Raw genomic sequence first — 18,423 nt, forward strand, 5'->3', positions numbered from 1 at the left:
GGGGCCTCAGGAGAAGGTCTTTAGGGGCAATGGGGGGAGTGGCTGAAGGCCGCGCAACATCTCGTTGAACAGGCTGGTGAGCCGCATTGAGGGCAGACTTGGTTCCGTCGGCAGCGACCATTGCTATGCGATGCTGTAAGCGGTTGGCCCGTTTCGGCCTTGGCAGATCGGGACCGATGCCCCTAGGTGGCGGTTCGTACTTTGTGCCGGGCTAACTCGCAAACTGCGGAAGTCCTCGGAAAAGGGATTGGGCAAACGACCTGATGGGTGTGCCCCGTCGAGCGGTTTGGTTCGTGACCGCCACCCCAAACTCCGGCGTGAATCCATGCAAGCAAGAGCCAGGTAGTCACAGTCGGTGGATGCCGCTTGCCTGCAAGCGCGGCGCGCGCATGCTCAGTCGAGACTGCTACCCATGACAACAGGGCGCTGCATCACTCCGGCGATGCTGCGCCCCATTCTCGCGTTTCGATCGTCACCAGCAACAGCCAGGCAGTCACAGTCGGTGGATGCCGCTTGCTTGCGAGCGCAGCGCGCATGCTCAGTCGAGAACGCTATCCACCACAACAGGGCGCAGCATCACTCCGGCGATGCTGCGCCCCATTCTCAAGTTTCGATCCTCACCAGCTCTCCCGCGGCATGGCTCTTGCCGTTTACCTGCACGCTCAACTCGCCCGCCGCATCGCGGGTGACCTCGATTCGCGCGTTGCGGCCCTCGACGTTCAGCGTTGCCGTGAAGCCGGGCCAGTTCGGGGGCAGGCTCGGGTCCACGGCAAAGCCGTTCTCGCGGCGCTGGATGCCCAGGATGCCCTCGACGGCCGCGCGGTACATCCAGCCGGCCGAGCCCGTGTACCAGGTCCAGCCGCCGCGGCCCAGCTTGTCGCGGCCGGCATAGATGTCGGCCACCGCCACGTAGGGTTCCACCCGGTAGGTATCGGCCGACCGCTGGTCCGAGGAATGCGAGATCGGGTTGATTGCGTCGAACAGCCGGTGGGCGCGCTGCCCGTCGCCGCTGCGGCCGAGCGCGTAGACCATCCACATGGCCGCGTGGGTGTACTGGCCGCCATTCTCGCGCACGCCCGGCGGATAGGCCTTGATATAGCCCGGCTCGACGTTCGAGCGCGAGAAGGGCGGGGTGAACAGCTTGATCAGCCCGGCCTCGCGGTCGAACAGCTGCTCGAGCGCCGCGTTCACGCCCATGGCCGCACGGTCGGGCCGCCCGGCGCCCGACAAAAGCGCCCAGCTTTGCGCGATGGAATCGATTCGGCATTCCTCGCTTTCCGCCGACCCCAGCGGGGTTCCGTCGTCGAAATAGCCGCGCCGGTACCATGCGCCGTCCCAGCCCGACCGGTCGAGCGCCGCCGCGACCGCGTTGCGGTGCGCGACCCAGGCGTCGGCGCGCGCGTTATCGCCCCGCGCCCGCGCGAGCGGCGCGAAGGCGTCGATCGTCGCGCACAGGAACCAGCCCAGCCACACGCTTTCGCCGCGCCCTTCCTCGCCCACGCGGTTCATCCCGTCGTTCCAGTCGCCGCCGAGGATCAGCGGCAGGCCGCGTTCGCCGGTCCGCGCCATGGCGAGGTCCAGCGCCCGCGCGCAGTGCTCGTAGAACGGCGCCGTCTCGCCCGACGGGCGCGGCGTCATGAACTGGTCGTGCTGGCCCGGCTCAAGCGGCGGGCCGGCGATGAACTCGACCGGCTCGTCCAGCAGCGCGGTGTCGCCGGTGGCGGCGACGTACTGCGCGGTCACGTTCCCCAGCCACACCACGTCGTCCGAAATCATCGTCCTAACGCCCGCCCCCGACCGCGGCAGCCACCAGTGCTGCACGTCGCCTTCGGGGAACTGGCGCGAGGCGGCGTTCAGAAGCTGGCGCCGGCACAGGCTCGGGTCCTGCAACAGCATCGCGGCCGTGTCCTGCAACTGGTCGCGGAAGCCGAATGCGCCCGATGCCTGGTAAAAGCCCGTGCGCGACCTGATCCGGCACCCCAGCGCCTGATAAGGCAGCCACGCGTTCACCATCAGGTCGAGCTTCGGATCGGGCGTCTTGACCTGCAGGCTGCCGAGGATCCGGTCCCATCCGTCGCGCATCGCGCCAAGGCCGCGATCGGCCGCGCCCGCCGCCCGTGTCGCATCGAGCGTTCCGGGCAGGGTCTCGGCCGTTCCCTCGGCCAGGATGATCGTCGTTTCGGCGCTTTCGCCGGGCGCGAGGTTCAGGGTCCAGCGGATGCCGGCGCCGGGATCGCCGTCGGTCGCAAGCTCGGGACCGCTGCGCTGCGCGGGCCAGCGGTCCAGCGCCGCCGGCCGCGACATCGACCCGTGCCGCCCAAGGAAGCCGGTGCGCGAGGCGGTGCAGGCGTCGACTGGACGGTCGCACGACAAGGCGATGCTGCGGTCCGAGAAATCGGCCGAAAAGGGGTTCCGCGCCACGACGGCCGCGTTTTCCGCATCGAAATGCGCGCGGATCATGGGCGCCGAGCGCGAGCGGTCGTTGCCCAGCACCAGTTCGACGAAGGCCGCCCCCTGCAGGCGCAGGCGCCGCGTCGTGCGGTTGCGGACGGTCAGCCGCGTCAGCCGCGCCGGGTGCCCGTCGGCCAGCGTCATCACCGCCTCGACCGCGACCCAGCCGTGATCGGCGCTGAAGCGGGAATAGCCGACGCCGTGCGCGCTTTCGTAGATCGCCCCATCATTGGCGGCGAGCGCGAGGAACGGCGTGGCCACGCGGCCCGTGTCCGGGTCGTGGATCCAGATGCCTTCGCCGGCGGGGTTCAGCAGCGGGTCGTTCGACCACGGCGAGATCTGGAAATCGCGCGAGTTCACGGCCCAGGAATAGGGCGCCCCTTCGGCCGAGACGTGGAAGCCGAAGTCGTCGCGCGCGATCACGTTGATCCATGGGTGCGGCGTCTGCCGGTCGGGCGTCGTCCGCACGACGTATTCGCGCCCGTCCGGCGAAAAGCCGCCGTAGCCGTTCCAGAAGTCCAGCTGCGACTGCGAGGCGGGCGCGGGCTTGGGATCGTCGGGCAGGGGGCGGCGGGCCGGGGTGGACCGCTCGGCCGGGGTGGGCGCGTTCTCGGCGTTGGCGAGGCGCTCGATCTGGTCGGCCAGACGCCCGTTGCGGGTGTGCAGCACGATCCGCGCGCAGGCCAGCAGCGTCTCGAACGACTGCGACGACAGCTGGTCGCGCCTGATCGCGTGCAGATGGCAGTGGACGCCGCGCTGCGGCTCGGCCGCCTCGATCATGGATTGCAGCTGGTGCTGCAGGTCCTGAATGTAGCTCGTCGCCCGCTCGTTCAGCACCACGACGTCGTGGGCCACGCCGCGCGCGCGGAGGAACTGGTGCATCCGCAGCGCCTGGCGGACGATCGGCAGGTCGCCCTCGTCGTCGATGCGGATCAGGATGATCGGGTCGTCGCCCGAAATCCCCATCGGCCACAGCGCCGATTGCGGCCCCATCCGCCCGTCCGCGCCGCCGTCCAGCGCGAGCCGCATGTCGGGCCAGATCAGCAGCGCGGCGAAGCGGCGGAACAGCCGCGCATCCTCAAGCGTGACGCCCAGGTGGCGCAGCTGCACCTGCGAATAGGTCCAGGCAAGGCGCAGCTCGTTGTCGAACACCTCGGGGCGGACATAGTGGGACGCGAGCCGGTCGCGTTCCTCGGCGCTGCCCGCGACAAGCGTCCAGAAGGTCAGCGACACGGTCTTGCCCGCGGGCACCCTGATCCGGCGGCGGATCGCGAAGCAAGGGTCCATCGTGTAGCCCTGACCGCCGCGCAGCGCCGCGCCCGCGTCGAAGGCGGCGGCATCGGCCAGGCTGCGGCCGCGGCCGATAAAGGCGCGGCGGTCGGTTTCCGCCTCGGTCGCGGGCGTGCCCGCGCTGTTGGGGCCGGCGACCAGATGGGCGAAGAAGCGCGGCTTGCCCTTGGGGTCGCGCGGCTTTCGCTGCGCCACGATCAGCGCGCCGCCGTCGCGGATCTCGGTTTCCACGAACATCTTCGAAAAGGCGGGGTGGGTGCGGTCGGCGGCCGGGGCGTCCAGCACGATCTCGCCATAGGACGTGATCTCGATCGTGCGGTCGCTGCCCGAGCGGTTGCGCAGCGTCAGCCGGCGGCCGTCGGCGTCTGCGTCGGTCGCGGCGATCACCTCGAGCCGGCTTTCGATCGCGTTCGCGGTCTTGAAGAACTCGGCCTTGTGGTCCGAGAACATGGTCGAGGACCGCTCGTTCTCGGTCGAGCAGGGGCCCGACGTCGCGGACCACCATTCGTTCGACTTGGCGTCGCGCATCATGACGTAGATGCCGCCGTCGTCGCGGGTCGGATCGGGCGACCAGCGGTTGATCGCCATGTCGCCCAGCATCGACCGCCCGGCCCCGGTCGAGGACACGAGGGTCGAGAACTTGCCGTTCGAGATCAGCCCGACCTCGCGTTCGGCCCGGGCGGGGTCGTTCACGAAGGTCACGGTGTCGCCCGCGGCGACGCCGCTGCCCATGTCCACGTGCGACCGCGACGGCGAACGGGTCACCGGCACGATGTCGCGCGGGGATTTTTCCTGCAGCATCAGTTCGGACGCGCGCACCACCGGATCGTCGTGGAAGCGGTCGCGGTGGATGCCGTCGAGGACGGCGTTGGTGATCGCGAGGATCGACATGCCGTGGTGGTGCGCCATCACGTTGCGGACGACCGAATGGTGGATGCCGTCGCGCAGCCGCGAGCGGGTGAAATCGACCGCGTCGTAAAAGCCGTGCGGCCCCTCGGCCCCGATCGCGCGCAGCGCGGCAAGGTTCTTGAGCGCCGCCTGCGGGCGCAGCTGCGCCGCCATGATCGACGCGTAGGGCGCGACAACCTGATCGTTCCCCGATCGTTTCAGCGCAAGCGCGGGCACGCCGAAGGCGTAGTACTGGTAGTTCATGTCGCGGTCGCGGGCGTTGAACGCGCTTTCCGACACCCCCCACGGGATGTTGCGCGCCCGGCCCCAGTCGATGTGGACATCGACCGCCATCTGGTTCGAGGCGTTCAGGATCCCGCCCTGGCGTTCCTTCAGCAGAAGCGGCGGCATCAGGTATTCGAACATGCAGCCCGACCACGACAGCAGCGCGCCTTCGCCGCCGATATTGGCGAAGGGGCGACCCAGACGGCGCCAGTGTTCCTGCCGCAGGTCGCCCTTGGCGACGGCCAGGAACGAGGTCAGCCGCGCCTCGGACGCGAGCAGGTCGTAGCAGGATTCGTCCAGCTGCTCGTCGTCCGGGCGGTAGCCCACCGACAAAAGCATCTTGTCGGGATCGACCAGCATGGCGAAGTCCATCTCGAACGCGAGCATCCGCGCGCGTTCCGCCATCAGCCCGACCCGCAACGCAAAGGTCTGAAGCGCGTCGCGGCCTTCGGACAGGGGTTGCAGCACGTCGTCGCAGTGGCGCACCAGCGCCCGCGACCAGTGCGCGACCTCGGCCCCCTCGTCGCCCGGCAGGCTGCCGGCAAGGTCGGCCGCAAGGCGGTCGATATCGGCCGCAAGCGTCCGCAGCTGCCCCTGCGCCAGCGTCCCCCGGCCGCGCTGGGCCGAGATCTGTTGCAGCGCCACGGCAAACCCCGCCACCGCCGTGTCGAGCGACTGGCGCAACTCGCGCAGCGCGCGCTGAGGCTCGGGCAGCGCCGCGATCCGGGTCCGCAGGACGCCCAGCGTGTCGGCGATGCCGCGCGTGCGGGGCTGGCGGATCGCCGCCGCCTCGCTGGCCCAGCCGCGCAGGCCCGACGCCAGCGCCACCAGCGCGCCCGCAAGGTTGCCGCTGTCCACCGACGAGATATAGGGCTGCGGCAGCACCGTCAGCGTGCGGGTGTCATACCAGTTGAAGTAGTGGCCGCGGAACCGGGCCATCCGCTCCATCGTGGCAAGGGTCGCGTCGATCCGCTTCAGCGCCGTCTCGACCCCGATCCAGCCGAGGTCGCGGGCCGACATCACCGACAGCAGATACAGGCCGATATTGGTGGGCGAGGTCCGTTCCGCCAGCTTCGGCGCGGGCGTTTCCTGAAAGTTGTCTGGCGGCAGGTGGTTGGTGTCGGGGCCGACGAAATCCTCGAAGAAGCGCCAGGTCAGGCGGCCGATGCGGCGCAGCGCGGCCTCGTCCTCGTCGGTCAGGTTCAGGCGGTCTTGCGTTTCCAGCGGGCGTGAGGCGCTGAACATGATGAACGGCGCGGCGATCCACAGGCCGCACAGGATCAGCGCCACCGGCAGCGCGATGGGGTTCACGATCGCGGTGGCGATCAGCGCGGCCACGCCGATGGCGACCGATCCGGCCATCCCGCGATAGCTGTTCGTCAGGCTTGCCGGGCCGCGCCCGGCCTCGCGCGCGGGCGTCCATTCCAGCAGGTGCTTGCGGCTGACCGCCAGCCGCCACAGCGTGCGCCCGATCGCATCGACCGAACGGACGGCGCGGTGCGCCATCGTGGTGACGATCAGGCCAAGTTCGGTCACGTAGTTGCGCGCGTCGCGCAGCATCAGCCGCAACTGGTGCCGGACCGAGATGCCGTGCTGGCCCGTCATGATCTTCAGGTCCACCTGCAGGATCGCGACGAGCGCCAGCAGCAGGACCAGAAGTCCCTGCCAGATCAGCGGCCACGCGGCGGGCAGCGTCAGCCAGCCCGCGACCGACGACGCGACAAAGGCGGGCGCCAGCAGGCTGCGGCGCAGGTTGTCGAGCATCTTGAACCGGCCGAGCCCATCGAGCCCGTTCCGCGGGTTGAAGATGAACGGCAGCAGTTGCCAGTCGCCGCGGATCCAGCGGTGCTGGCGGCTCGCCTCGGTCGCGTAGCGCAGGGGAAAGTCCTCGACGACCTCGACGTCGGTGACGAGGGCCGCGCGGGCAAGGCTGCCTTCCAGCAGGTCGTGGCTCAGGACCGCGTTCTCGGGCATGCGGCCGGCGCCCGCGCGCTCGAACGCGTCCACGTCGTAGATGCCCTTGCCGGTGAAGCTGCCGACATCGAACAGGTCCTGATACAGGTCCGAGACGGTAAAGACGTAGGGGTCGAGGCCCCGGTTCGCCGAAAACACGCGCTGGAACACGGACGCGTCCGCGCCGGTCGTAAGCGACGGCGTCACGCGCGGCTGCATGATCGCGTGCCCGCGCACGACGACGCCGTCGGCGCGGTGGACCGGACGGTTGACCGGGTGCGCCATCTTGCCCGCAAGGGTGGACACGGCGTCGCGGGGCAGGCGGGTGTCGCTGTCCAGCGTCACGACGTAGCGGATCCCTTCGGGCGGGATCGGCCCGGTGGGGATGAAGCTGGTGGTGGTGGCGTCGCGCAGTAGCGCGTTCAGTTCGGCCAGCTTGCCGCGCTTGCGTTCCCACCCCATCCACACGCCTTCGGCCGGGTTCCACAGCCGGCGCCGGTGCAGCAGGAAGAACCGCCGCACGCCGCCGTGGCTGTAGCGGTCGGCCAGCCCCTCGATCCGCTTGACGGCGTGGTCCAGCAGGCGCTCGTCGTCGGGTAGCTCCTCGGTCGGGGCGTCGCGCCAGTCGGTCAGAAGCGCGAAGCTGACCGCGCCAAGCGGGTTGGCGAGATAGTGGGATTCCAGCATCTCGGCCAGTTCGTCGATCGCGTCGATGCTGGTCAGCATGCCGGGGATCACGACGAGCGTGCGCGCGTCCTCGGGCACGCCCATGCGGAAGTCGAAGGCGGGAAGGCGCTTGGGCGGGACCGACCGAGCGGTCACGAACGACACCAGCCGCATCGCGGTTTCCGACGCGACCAACGCGCCGCTCAGGCCCAGAACGGCCAGCACCCAGGTCGGCAGGCGGTCGGTCGGCAGCGCAGCCATCAACGCCCAGACCAGCAGCGCGGTGACGCCTAGTATCGCGGCGACCAGCCCCCAGATACCGGTGGTCCCGACGGACCGCCCGACCTGTTCGCGCCAGCGCGGGCGATAGCCGCAGTCGGCCGCGAAGCGGTGCCGGTTCGCACCCACCAGCAGGTCGCCCAGCTCGACCGCGCCGCCGCCCTCACGGCCCTCGGCGCGCCCGCGCGCGACCGTCAGCAGCCGTTCGGCCACCGCCATCTCGGACAGGGGCGAGCGTCGGGCAATGCGCTCGATTGCGTTGCGGTAGCTGGTGCGGGTGGCCTGGTCGAGATGCGCGAACTCCCCCTCGCGCGCGAGGGCCGCGTCGATCAGGCTGACGCCCTCGAACCATTCCAGCCAGTCCACGTCGCCCATGCGGCGCAGGCTGCGCATGATGTTGCCCACGGTGACGTTGCCGGTGGACTGGCGGGCGTACTCCGCCTCGACCGCGCGGTCGGTGGACCCGGTGCGGCCCAGCAGGCGGTCGATTTCCTGCAGCGTGATCTGGCCGTTCGTGCCCGCGTCGCGCATCCGGTACAAAAGCTGCGCGGCGACCGTGTCGTCCTTCAGGAACCCGATCCGGCGGTGCAGGGCTGCACGGATCGTCGTCGCCCCGTCCAGCGTCGCCAGCTCGTCGGCAAGCTCGTTCGCGCGCTCGCGGCGTTCCCGGGCCAGGTTCACCCGGTCCGACAGGCGGCGCAGGTTCTCGACCAGCACGTAGCGCAGGAAGGTCGGCACCGCCCACAGCTCGGCCACGCCCAGCGGCACCTCGGTCTGGTAGCCGCGCAGGAACTCGGACAGTGAGTGCGGCGAGATTTCCGAGTTGCTGAGCGCCACGTAATACCACGCGATCACCATGCTGCGCGGGGCCGATCCGCCCTGCGACAGGGCTACGCGGGGCAGGCGGCGCAGGAACTGGCCGTTGAAGCCGTTGCGCAGCTGGCGCAGGTTTTCCTCGACCATGTGGTGGTTGTCGATCAGCCATTCGGCCGCGGGCGTCACGTCCTCGCCGGCCTCGGCGTCGGCCACGGTGGCAAGGTAGTTGCCCCGGATCGCGTCCTGATTGTCGCGCAGGCGGGCGACCAGCCGATCGGTCGCGCCGTTGACCAGCGGGTGGTCGGTGCGCGCAAGCTCGCGCCCCGCTTCGAACAGAGAGCGGCCGGTCCAGATGTCGAACCGGATCGGCGGGGGCAGGGTGCTGGCGGCGATGGTCGTCCGGCTGCCACGGGTGCCGCGGACGAAATCCGCCAGTCGGCCGAAGCCCGCTTGATCAACCATGTTCCGAATCCCGCCTGAAAGTTCGCGCCGAACCTACGGACTGGGTCAAACAGCGGCAAGGCGATCACGGGCCAACGCGTGGGGGTCGCGCCGGGTTCGCGCGCCTCAGGCCGCGATCACGTCCTGCGCGCGGAACGTGGCGTCCAGAAGGACCAGCGGCGTCGCTGCGCCCTCGCGGATCGCCCAGTCGGTCAGGCCGATGCAGCGCGCCGGGTTCCGCGCCGCCATGTCGAGCGCGGCGCGCGCGCCCGCGATCCCGGCCATCCGCGCCACCGCCTCGTCCATCGCCAGATGCGCGCCGGCCAGTTGCCCGTCGGGCCCGACCAGCCGCCCGCCCTCGCGCCGCATCGGGCGGCCGTCGATCTCGAACGCGTCGATGTCGGTGCCCAGCGTCAGCATCGCGTCGGTGACGAGGCACAGCCGGTCCGGCAGGCAGCGCGCGGCAAGCGCGAGGTTGCCTTGGTGGACGTGGATGCCGTCGGCGATGATGCCCGCATACAGCCCTGCCAGCGCCTGCCCGATCACGCCGGGCGCGCGTCCGGCCAGCGGCTCCATCGCGTTGTAGAGATGGGTCACGCCCGACAGCCCTTCGTCGCGGGCGCGGGCCATGTCCTCCCATGTCGCGACGGTGTGGCCGGCAAATACAATCCAGCCCGCCGCCGTCAGCCGCGCGACGGCGCCGGGGGGCGCGTTCTCGGGCGCGATGGTGATCAGCCGGATCCCCTGCCGAAAGCCGCAAAGCACGTCGAGGTCGTCGTCGGTCATCGGCCGGATGTGGCGCGGGTCGTGGACGCCCTTGCGCGCGACGTTCAGGAACGGCCCTTCCAGATGCACGCCGACGATGCCGGGGACGCGCGCGTCCAGCGCGCGGGCCACCGCATCCAGCGCGTGTCGGAACGACTGCCCCGCCGCGGTGATGAAGGTGGGCAGGATCGCCGCGGTGCCGCCCTGGCGGGCCGCCGCGGCCACAGTGGCCAGTGCATCGACCGTCGGCGTCTCGTTGAACTGCACCCCGCCGCCGCCGTTGATCTGGATGTCCACGAAGGCGGGCGCCACGATCGCGGCCGAGCGGTCGGCGTCCGCAGCCGTGCCCGGTCCGATCCCGGTGATCCGGCCGCCCGCGACCGTGACGACGCGGTCGGCGACCAGCCCGTCGGGCAGCAGGGCGTGGGCGGCGTGGATGCGCAGTTCAGACAACGGCCGGGGCTCCGTCGGGGTGGACGGTGAAGTAGTATTCGCGCAGTTCCAGATCGGACGCGGCCGCCTGGTCAAGGATCAGCGTCGCGTGGCGGTGCATCTGAAGGACGCTCGCAGGGGTGAACGCCGACACCGGCCCTTCGATCGCGGCCCGGACGGCGGGCGCCTTTTCCTTGCCGAAGGCCAGCAGCAGCACCTCGCGCGCGTCCAGGATCGAGGCGAGGCCCATGGTGATCGCGTAGGTCGGCGGTTCTTCCCCCGGCCCGAAAAAGCGGGCGTTGGCGGCCCGCGTGCTTTCGGTCAGCGTCTTGACGCGGGTGCGCGAGCACAGCGAGCTAGTCGGTTCGTTGAAGCCGATATGCCCGTTGCGGCCGATCCCCAGCAGCTGCAGGTCGATGCCGCCGGCGGCCACGATCCGCGCCTCGTAGGCGTCGGCTTCGGCGTGGGGGTCGGGGGCGCTGCCGTCGGGCAGGGCCGTCGCACCCGGCGCGAAGTCGACATGCCCGAACAGGTGCTGGTCCATGTAGCTGTGATAGGACTGCGGATGCGACGGGGCGAGGCCGACATATTCGTCGAGGTTGAAGCTTTTCGCCCGCGCGAACGACAGCCGCCCTTCCCGGTGGCGGCTGACCAGTTCCGCATACAGCGGCTCCATCGTGCCGCCTGTCGCAAGGCCGAGGACCCCGTCGGGACGGCGCATCACGCTGTCGCAGATCATCTCGGCGGCGCGGCGGGTGCCGGCGGCCCGGTCTTGCAGGATCAGGATCTTCATGCGGGGACGGCCTCGGCGGTTTCAAGCTCGTGGTTGCGGATGCAGGCGCTGCGGTGGTCGCGGCCGACCGCCTCGAGCGGGGGGACGACCTGCGCGCAGGCGTCGATCGCATGGGGGCAGCGGGTGCGGAACACGCAGCCCGAGGGCGGGTTCGACGGGCTCGGGATGTCGCCCGTCAGGATCTGGCGGCGGCTGGCGCGGCCCGGCACGGGTTCCGGGATCGCCGACAACAGCGCGCGCGTGTAGGGGTGGCGCGGATTTGCGTAAAGCTCGGCCGCCGGCGCGATTTCCATGATCCTGCCCAGGTAAAGCACGATCACCGTGTCGCAGATGTATTCGACGACCGCCAGATCGTGCGAGATGAACAGCATCGTCAGGCCAAGCCGCGTCTGCAGGTCGCGCAGCAGGTTCACGATCTGCGCCTGGATGGACACGTCCAGCGCCGACACCGGTTCGTCCGCGACGATCAGCTGGGGTTCCAGCGCAAGCGCGCGGGCGATCCCGATCCGCTGCCGCTGCCCGCCGGAAAACTCGTGCGCGTAGCGGTCGAAGGCGTCGGCCGGCAGTTCCACGGCCTTGAGCGCGGCGCGCGCCCGGTCCTCGCGGTCCCGGCGGGTGCCGGTGCCCTGGATGCCCAGCCCCTCCATCAGGATCTGGCCGATGGTCATGCGCGGCGACAGGCTCGCGAAGGGATCCTGGAAGATATACTGCATCTTGGCCCGCTGCCTTCGCAGATCGCGCGCCGACATCGCGGTCAGGTCCACCCCGTCCAGCCGGACCGTGCCCGAGGTCGGGTCGATCAGCCGCAGGACCGAGCGGCCGATGGTGGTCTTGCCGCTGCCGGATTCGCCGACCAGGCCCACGACCTTGCCGCGCGGCACGTCGAAAGAGACGTCCTCGACCGCGCGCACCACGGGGGCGCGGGAAAAGCCGCTGCCGCCGAAGTGCTTGGTCAGGTTCGATACGGACAGGAACGGTTGCTCGGTCATCGTCAGATCTCCGGCCAGCGGATGCAGCGGCTGCCGTGACCGCCGCCGGTGTCGGCGAGCGGCGGGACGGCCACGGTGCAGGCGTCGATGGCGTAGGGGCAGCGGGGCGCAAAGGCGCAGCCGCGCGGCAGGTTGGCAAGGCTGGGCACCGCGCCCGCGATGGTCGGCAGCGGCGTGCCCGCGCGCTTGAGCGCCGTCGCCTGCCCCAGCCGCGGGACCGAGCGCAGCAGCCCCTGCGTGTAGGGGTGGCGGGGGTGGTCGAAAACCTCGTCCACGGTCCCGGTCTCGACGATGCGGCCGGCATACATCACGGCCACGCGGTCGGCGATTTCGGCCACCACGCCGAGGTTGTGGGTTACGAACAGCATCGCCATGCCGCGTTCAGCCTGAAGCTTGGCCAGCAGGTCGAGGATCTGCGCCTGGATCGTCACGTCCAGCGCAGTGGTCGGCTCGTCCGCGATCAGCAGCTTCGGGTCGCAGGCCAGCGCCATGGCGATGGTCGCGCGCTGGCGCATGCCGCCCGACAGCTCGTGCGGGAACTGGCGCGCGCGGCGGGCCGGGTCGGGGATGCCGACATCGGCCAGAAGCTGGACCGCCGCCGCGGCCGCTTGCGCGCGCGAGCGGCCAAGGTGGATCCGCATCGGCTCGGCGATCTGCTCGCCCACCGTATAGACCGGGTTGAGCGAGGTCATCGGTTCCTGGAACACCATCGCCATGTCGTTGCCGCGCAGCTGGCGCAACGCCTCGGGCGTCATCCCGACCAGGTCGCGCGCCGCCCCCGACTTGCCGCGAAAGGCGATGGTGCCGTTGTCGATGCGCCCGACCTTGCGCGGCAGCAGGCCCATCACCGACAGGCTCGTGACGGACTTGCCCGACCCGGATTCGCCCACCAGCGCCACGGTCTCGCCCGGCGCGATGGAGAGGTCGAGGTCCGCGACGGCGGTAAGCTCGCGCCCGCCGACGCGGAACACCGTGCGGAGGTCGCGGATGTCGAGGACGGGCGCGTTCATCGGCTCAGCCCATCAGCCCGGCGGCGCGCACCAGCTCGACGATGCGGGCGGTTTCCGCGTCGTTCAGGCGCTGCTGGGGGCGCGCCATCAGGTTGGTGTCGATGATGCCCATCGCCTGCATCGCGGTCTTGAACGACCCCACGCCGGCCGACCCGCCGCTGACGCGGCCGGACGCGACCCACACCATCTCGAACAGGCGGCACAGCCGTTCCTGTTCGGCGCGCGCCGCCGCCCAGTCGCCCGCCTGCGCGTGGTTCCACAGCCGGACGTAGCCGTGCGGATCGACGTTGGCGAGGCCCGGGACGACCCCGTGCGCGCCCATCATCAGGGCGGTGTCCACGACGATCTCGGACCCGGTCATCAGGAACACGTCGGGCGTGTCGGCGAGGTCCAGCAGGCAGAAGCGGAAGTTGCCGTCGTCGCCGCTGCTGTCCTTCAGGCCCGCGATCACCCCCTCGCGGGCAAGGTCCACCACCATCCGGCGGTCCAGCTTGTAGTGGGTGCAGACCGGGATGTCATAGGCGACCAGCGGCACGTCGATCGCGTCGCGGATATAGCGGAAGTGGTCCGCAATCTCGGGCGAGCTGGTGCGCGGATAAAAGGGCGAGGTCGCGACGACCGCGTCCACGCCGATCTCCTGAGCGGCGCGGGCATGCGCGATCACGCGGTCGGTCGTGGGGTCCATGACGCCCGCCAGCACCGGCGCGCGGCCGGCCGCGACCTTGACCACGTGCTCGAGGATCCGGCGCCGGGTGGCGTCGTCGTAGAACACGACCTCGCCCGACGAGCCAAGCACGAACAGCCCGTGTACGCCGCCGTCGATCAGGTTCTCGACCACGCGGGTGAGTGATGCGTAATCGACCTCGAGGTTTTCGGTCAGGGGCGTGACGACGGGGGGAACGACGCCGTGGAAGGTTGTCATGTCGATGTCTCTTTCGGGTCAGTTAGGATCGGCGGGTCAGGTAAGGTCGGCTGTGTCAGTTGAGGTCCGATCGGGGGTCGAACGCGTCGCGCAGGCCGTCGCCAAGGAAGTTGATGGCCAGCACCGTCAGCACCAGCGCGCCGCCGGGGAACATCCATTGCCAGATGTATTGCTCCATCACGACGGTCGAGCGGGCGGCGTTCAGCATGTTGCCCCAGCTCGCCTGCGGCGGCGCGATGCCGAGGCCCAGGAACGACAGCCCCGCCTCCAGCAGGATCGCGTTCGCGATCTGCAGCGTCGCGTAGACGACGATGATGTCGATGCAGTTGGGCAGGCCGTGGCGGAACAGCAGGTGCCACATCGACGCCCCCATCCCGCGTGAGGCGACGACGAAGTCGCGTTCGCGCAGTTCCAGCAGCCGGGCGCGCACCATCCGCGACAGCACCGGCCAGGACAGAAGCGAGATCACGACGATCGTGGGCACGATCCCGGTCCCGGCGATCGACGCCAGCACCAGAAGGAAGATCACCGGCGGCAGCGTCATGGCGAGATCGACCAGCCGCATGATCCCGTTGTCCACGACCTTGCCGCCGAAGCTGGCGATGGCGCCGACGAGAAAGCCGATCACGATCGAGACCACAACCGACACGAACGCGACCGTCAGCGAGATGCGGCCCCCTTGCAGCAGCCGGGCCAGGATGTCGCGCCCCACCCCGTCGGTGCCGAACCAGTGGGAAGGGCCCGGCCCCTGGTTCATCGCCTTCAGGTCGATGTCGTTGGGGCCGAAGGTCCACCACAGCGGATAGGTCGCGACCGCGACGAGGATCGGGATCAGGATCGCAAGTCCGGTCAGCGCGGCGCCGTTGGCGCGGAACCGGCTCCACGCGCGGACCCAGGGGCCGCGGGCCCTGGCCGGGGGCGTGGCGATTTCGGTGGATGTGGATGCAGCGGTCATGGCGTTCAGCTCACGCGGATGCGCGGATCGACCGCGGCGTAGGTGATGTCGGTAAGCAGGTTGACCACGATGACGGCGGCGCCGATGACCAGCGTCGCGCCCATGATGACGGGATAGTCGCGGTCGCTGACGGCGCTGACCAGCAAGAGGCCCATGCCCGGCCAGTTGAACACGCTTTCGATGAAGATCGCGCCGCCGACCGCGACCCCGATGGTCGATCCGATCAGCGTGATCACGGGCAGAAGCGCGTTGCGGACCGCGTGCTTGACGATGACCCAGAACTCCCGCACGCCCTTGGCCCGCGCGGTGCGGACGTAGTCCTGGTTCAGCACCTCGAGCAGCGATGCGCGCATGTAGCGCATGATGAGGGCTGCGTGCCCGATCGACAGGATCACCGCCGGCAGGACCAGGTGGTGCAGCAGGTCGGGGACCGAAAAGGCGGCGCCCGGCGTGGTCATGCTGCCCGACGGCGCCCAGCCCAGCCGGACCGAGAAGAAATAAAGGCCCAGAAGCGCGGTCAGGAAGGCCGGGCTGGAAATCCCGGTGAAGGCCAGCACCGAAAGGCCCACGTCGGCCGCCGAGTTCCGGCGCACCGCGCTGAGGATCCCGGCCGAGATGCCCGCGACGATCGCGATGGCAAGCCCCGCCGCCATCAGAAGGATCGTCGGCCCGATCCGTTCCAGCACCAGCGGCAGCACCGGCACGCCCGCGCGCTGGGTGGAAAAGCCAAGGTCTCCGGTCAGGGCGGCGCGCAGCCAGCCCAGGTATTGCACCGGCAGCGGCGCATCGAGGCCGAGCCGCGCCCGCAGCGCCGCCAGCGCCTCGGCCGACAGCGGCGCCGAGGGGTTGATGTAGGCGTCGATCGGGTCACCGGGGGCGAGCCGCAAAAGCACGAACACCAGCACGCTGAGCGCAAGAAGCATGACAAGGCCGATGGCCAGCCGTCGTGCGATGAAGGTCGTCATGGCGTCACCGTGCCGGTTGGGTGCGGGTAGAGCGGGCGGACAGAGGGGGCGGGCTGGTGGCCCGGATGGCTGCGGGGGCGGCGGACCGCCCCCGGCCGTGTCGTCAGCGGCGACGCCGGATCATTCGGTGCGCGACCATTTTTCCGGGTGCGCCGCAAACGGGCCGCCTGCGGGTGCGGGCGTCCAGACGAAGTCGGCAAGCTTGGTCGAGGCGACGCCGTAGCGGTTGGCGACCCACATCGTGGCCCAGGGCAGCTGCGCGTTCATCACCTTGCAGACCTCTTGCCAGCGGCCTTCGGCGGCGGTCTGGTCGGTCTCGGCCAGCGCGCCGTCAAGTGCGGCCGTCAGTTCGGGCATCTGCACGCGCATGATGTTGGCGCCGTCCGGCGGCAGCTGCGCCTCGTTCAGGCCGACGTTGATGCCGGCCGGGTTCGGACCGTTCTGAAGCCCCGCATAGACCATCGGGAACTCGTTCCAGTCGGGCGTGCCTTCCTTGTAGACGATCGAGTTGTAGGTCGGCGTGTCCACGACCCGCGGCACGACGTTGATGCCGACCTGCGCCAGCATCGCCTGGATCGCGGCCATCACGTTCGCCGCCTGCGGCGTGCCGTAATAGGTCAGCCAGGTGATCGGCTTCTGGCCGTTGATCTGGTCCCAGCCGGCTTCCTTCAGCAGGGCCTGCGCCTTGGCGGGATCGTATTCGTACTGGTCGATCCCCTGCGGCACCAGCCGGTCGCCGACATAGCCGCAGTTCGCGGCGTCGGCCGCGCCGCCATACAGGCTGTCGATGATCGTCTGGCGGTCGATCGCATGCATCACCGCCTGGCGCACGCGCACGTCGTCCCAGATCTTCGCCTGGTGGTTAAAGCCGATGTAGTTGACGACGTAGGACGGCCCCTCGATCACCTTGAAGGCGTCGTTGCCGTCGAAGGTCTTGGCGTCGTCGGGTTCGACATAGGTGAAGTCGATCTCGCCCGCGCGCAGCGCCGAGACGGCGGCGGCCGGGTTCTCGAAATAGCGGTTGATGAGCCGGTCGGTCTTGGGCCGGCCCAGGCGATAGTCCTCGTCGGCCGCCAGTTCGACATACTGGTCGGCCGCGTACTTGACGAACTTGAACGGGCCGGTGCCGACCGGGGTGGTGGACCACCAGGTGCTGGCCGCAAGCTCTGCCGGGGCGATGTCCTTGAGCGCGTGCTGGGGCAGGATCATGACCTGCGACAGCGTGGACAGGATGCCCGAATCCGGCGCCGACAGCTTGACGACGGCGGTGCGTTCGTCCGGCGTCTCGACGCTGTCGATGGCGCCCAGCCGCGCCGCCAGCACGCTGCCCGAGGCCGCGTCCTTCGCCAGCCCGATCGTGAAGGCCACGTCGGCCGAGGTGAAGGGCGTGCCGTCGTGCCAGGTTTCCTCGGCCAGCTTGAAGGTGATCTCGCGCTGGTCCTCGCTGATCGTCCACTCGGTCGCGAGCGCGCCTTCCAGCTTGGTCAGGCCCGCATCGTAGATTACCAGCGGCTCGTAATAGGTGTTCAGCCAGGTGAACCCGCTGGTCGCGGCAAGCGGGTTGAAGTTGCCCGGCAGGCCGCCCGGGCCCACGTCGAAGCCGCCGGTGATGGTCGACCCGGACTGCGCGAGCGCGGGCCCGGCAAGCAGCGTCGCCCCCATGAGCGCGGCGATGGCGGCCGCGCGGACGCGCGCCCTTGCGGATACGTTCGATTTCATTGCTTGTCCTCTCCTCCCGATGGACTGGTGTTCCGGTTGTTGTCGATGACCTGCATGATGCCCTGGTAATGTTCGTCCAGGCGCATGCGGGCCTTGTCTGCGTCGCGGGCGGCGACCGCCTCGACGATTTCATGATGGTCGCGATAGGTCGCCATCGGGTCCGAGTTCGCGAGGTTCGCGAAATCCGACGCCTTGTAGAAGGCAAGCCAGAATATCTCGAGCAGCGAGTTCAGCATCCTGTTGTTCTGGCAGCGGAACAGGAGCTGGTGGAACTTCTGGTCCTCGTCGGGAAAGCTGTTGCCGCGCAGGGCGTGCTGGCGCATCCGCTCGGTCGTGGCGCGCAGCTCGGCCACGTCCTCGTCGGGGATCAGCTGCACGGTCTTGCCGATCAGGCCGATTTCCAGCACCCGGCGGATCTCGCGCAATTCCTCGATGTCACGCAGGCCCGAGCCGAGGCCGTAGGCGAGGTTGTCGAGCAGCGGCTGGAACGAGAACTCCTTGACGAACACCCCGACGCCCCGGCGCGTCTCGACGATCCCGATCGATTCCAGCGCCTTGATCGCCTCGCGCACCGAATTGCGGCCGACGCCCAGCTGCTGAGCGAAGAACGCCTCGGGCGGCAGGGGCTCGCCCGGGCGCAGCCCGTTGTCGGCGATGTATCCACGAAGCCGTTCCTGCACCGAGATGTGCAGCGAGCGCGGTCGGGTCAGGGGCTTGAGCGTCTTCATGCGGTGATCGCCCGGTCCAGCTTCAAGACAACGCGGTGGTCATGTCGAGTTCCGTCCATCTTCTGCTTGTCACATA

The 18,423-nt window shown here is 69.7% G+C and carries 10 protein-coding genes; all 10 read right to left on the reverse strand.

The genetic code is table 11. The annotated features are described in order from the left end of the window. Nucleotides 1-603 precede the first annotated feature (603 nt). Nucleotides 604-9,090, reverse strand: a complete 8,487-nt coding sequence (locus FNF32_RS13950; RefSeq protein WP_131672886.1) for a GH36-type glycosyl hydrolase domain-containing protein — start codon at nt 9,088-9,090, stop codon at nt 604-606. 105 nt (nt 9,091-9,195) lie between these two features. Beyond that, nucleotides 9,196-10,287 (reverse strand): N-acetylglucosamine-6-phosphate deacetylase, encoded by a 1,092-nt coding sequence (nagA, locus tag FNF32_RS13955; RefSeq protein ID WP_185961971.1) that lies wholly within the window; start codon nt 10,285-10,287, stop codon nt 9,196-9,198. Further along, a complete protein-coding gene (gene nagB / locus FNF32_RS13960) occupies nt 10,280-11,059 on the reverse strand; it encodes a glucosamine-6-phosphate deaminase (RefSeq protein ID WP_131672884.1) in 780 nt (259 codons plus the stop codon). The genes nagA and nagB overlap by 8 nt, the downstream gene beginning before the upstream one ends. Then, complete coding sequence (locus FNF32_RS13965; RefSeq protein WP_131672883.1) at nt 11,056-12,048, reverse strand: ABC transporter ATP-binding protein; 993 nt, start codon at nt 12,046-12,048, stop codon at nt 11,056-11,058. The genes nagB and FNF32_RS13965 overlap by 4 nt, the downstream gene beginning before the upstream one ends. A gap of 2 nt (nt 12,049-12,050) precedes the next feature. Then, nucleotides 12,051-13,058 (reverse strand): ABC transporter ATP-binding protein, encoded by a 1,008-nt coding sequence (locus tag FNF32_RS13970; RefSeq protein ID WP_131672882.1) that lies wholly within the window; start codon nt 13,056-13,058, stop codon nt 12,051-12,053. A 4-nt stretch (nt 13,059-13,062) separates the two neighbouring features. Further along, nucleotides 13,063-13,980, reverse strand: coding sequence for a dihydrodipicolinate synthase family protein (locus FNF32_RS13975; RefSeq protein WP_131672881.1), 918 nt, complete (start codon nt 13,978-13,980; stop codon nt 13,063-13,065). Between the two features lie 55 nt (nt 13,981-14,035). Then, nucleotides 14,036-14,935, reverse strand: coding sequence for an ABC transporter permease (locus tag FNF32_RS13980; RefSeq protein ID WP_131672880.1), 900 nt, complete (start codon nt 14,933-14,935; stop codon nt 14,036-14,038). A gap of 5 nt (nt 14,936-14,940) precedes the next feature. Next, nucleotides 14,941-15,900, reverse strand: coding sequence for an ABC transporter permease (locus FNF32_RS13985; protein WP_131672879.1), 960 nt, complete (start codon nt 15,898-15,900; stop codon nt 14,941-14,943). A 120-nt stretch (nt 15,901-16,020) separates the two neighbouring features. Continuing rightward, on the reverse strand, nt 16,021-17,619 hold the full coding sequence (locus tag FNF32_RS13990) for an ABC transporter substrate-binding protein (protein WP_131672878.1): 1,599 nt from the start codon (nt 17,617-17,619) through the stop codon (nt 16,021-16,023). Further along, entirely contained in the window at nt 17,616-18,347 is a 732-nt protein-coding gene (locus FNF32_RS13995; RefSeq protein ID WP_131672877.1) for a FadR/GntR family transcriptional regulator, read from the reverse strand. The genes FNF32_RS13990 and FNF32_RS13995 overlap by 4 nt, the downstream gene beginning before the upstream one ends. Nucleotides 18,348-18,423: the final 76 nt, after the last annotated feature.

It is taken from the genome of Paracoccus marinus (assembly GCF_007018965.1).
Classification (GTDB): Bacteria; Pseudomonadota; Alphaproteobacteria; order Rhodobacterales; family Rhodobacteraceae; genus Paracoccus; species Paracoccus marinus.

Bases quoted from the DNA above. Each gene is read 5' to 3' on its own strand.
- FNF32_RS13950 (WP_131672886.1), bottom strand. From the start codon at position 9,090: ATGGTTGATCAAGCGGGCTTCGGCCGACTGGCGGATTTCGTCCGCGGC.
- nagB (WP_131672884.1), bottom strand. From the start codon at position 11,059: ATGAAGATCCTGATCCTGCAAGACCGGGCCGCCGGCACCCGCCGCGCC.
- FNF32_RS13965 (WP_131672883.1), bottom strand. From the start codon at position 12,048: ATGACCGAGCAACCGTTCCTGTCCGTATCGAACCTGACCAAGCACTTC.
- FNF32_RS13970 (WP_131672882.1), bottom strand. From the start codon at position 13,058: ATGAACGCGCCCGTCCTCGACATCCGCGACCTCCGCACGGTGTTCCGC.
- FNF32_RS13975 (WP_131672881.1), bottom strand. From the start codon at position 13,980: ATGACAACCTTCCACGGCGTCGTTCCCCCCGTCGTCACGCCCCTGACC.
- FNF32_RS13980 (WP_131672880.1), bottom strand. From the start codon at position 14,935: ATGACCGCTGCATCCACATCCACCGAAATCGCCACGCCCCCGGCCAGG.
- FNF32_RS13985 (WP_131672879.1), bottom strand. From the start codon at position 15,900: ATGACGACCTTCATCGCACGACGGCTGGCCATCGGCCTTGTCATGCTT.
- FNF32_RS13990 (WP_131672878.1), bottom strand. From the start codon at position 17,619: ATGAAATCGAACGTATCCGCAAGGGCGCGCGTCCGCGCGGCCGCCATC.
- FNF32_RS13995 (WP_131672877.1), bottom strand. From the start codon at position 18,347: ATGAAGACGCTCAAGCCCCTGACCCGACCGCGCTCGCTGCACATCTCG.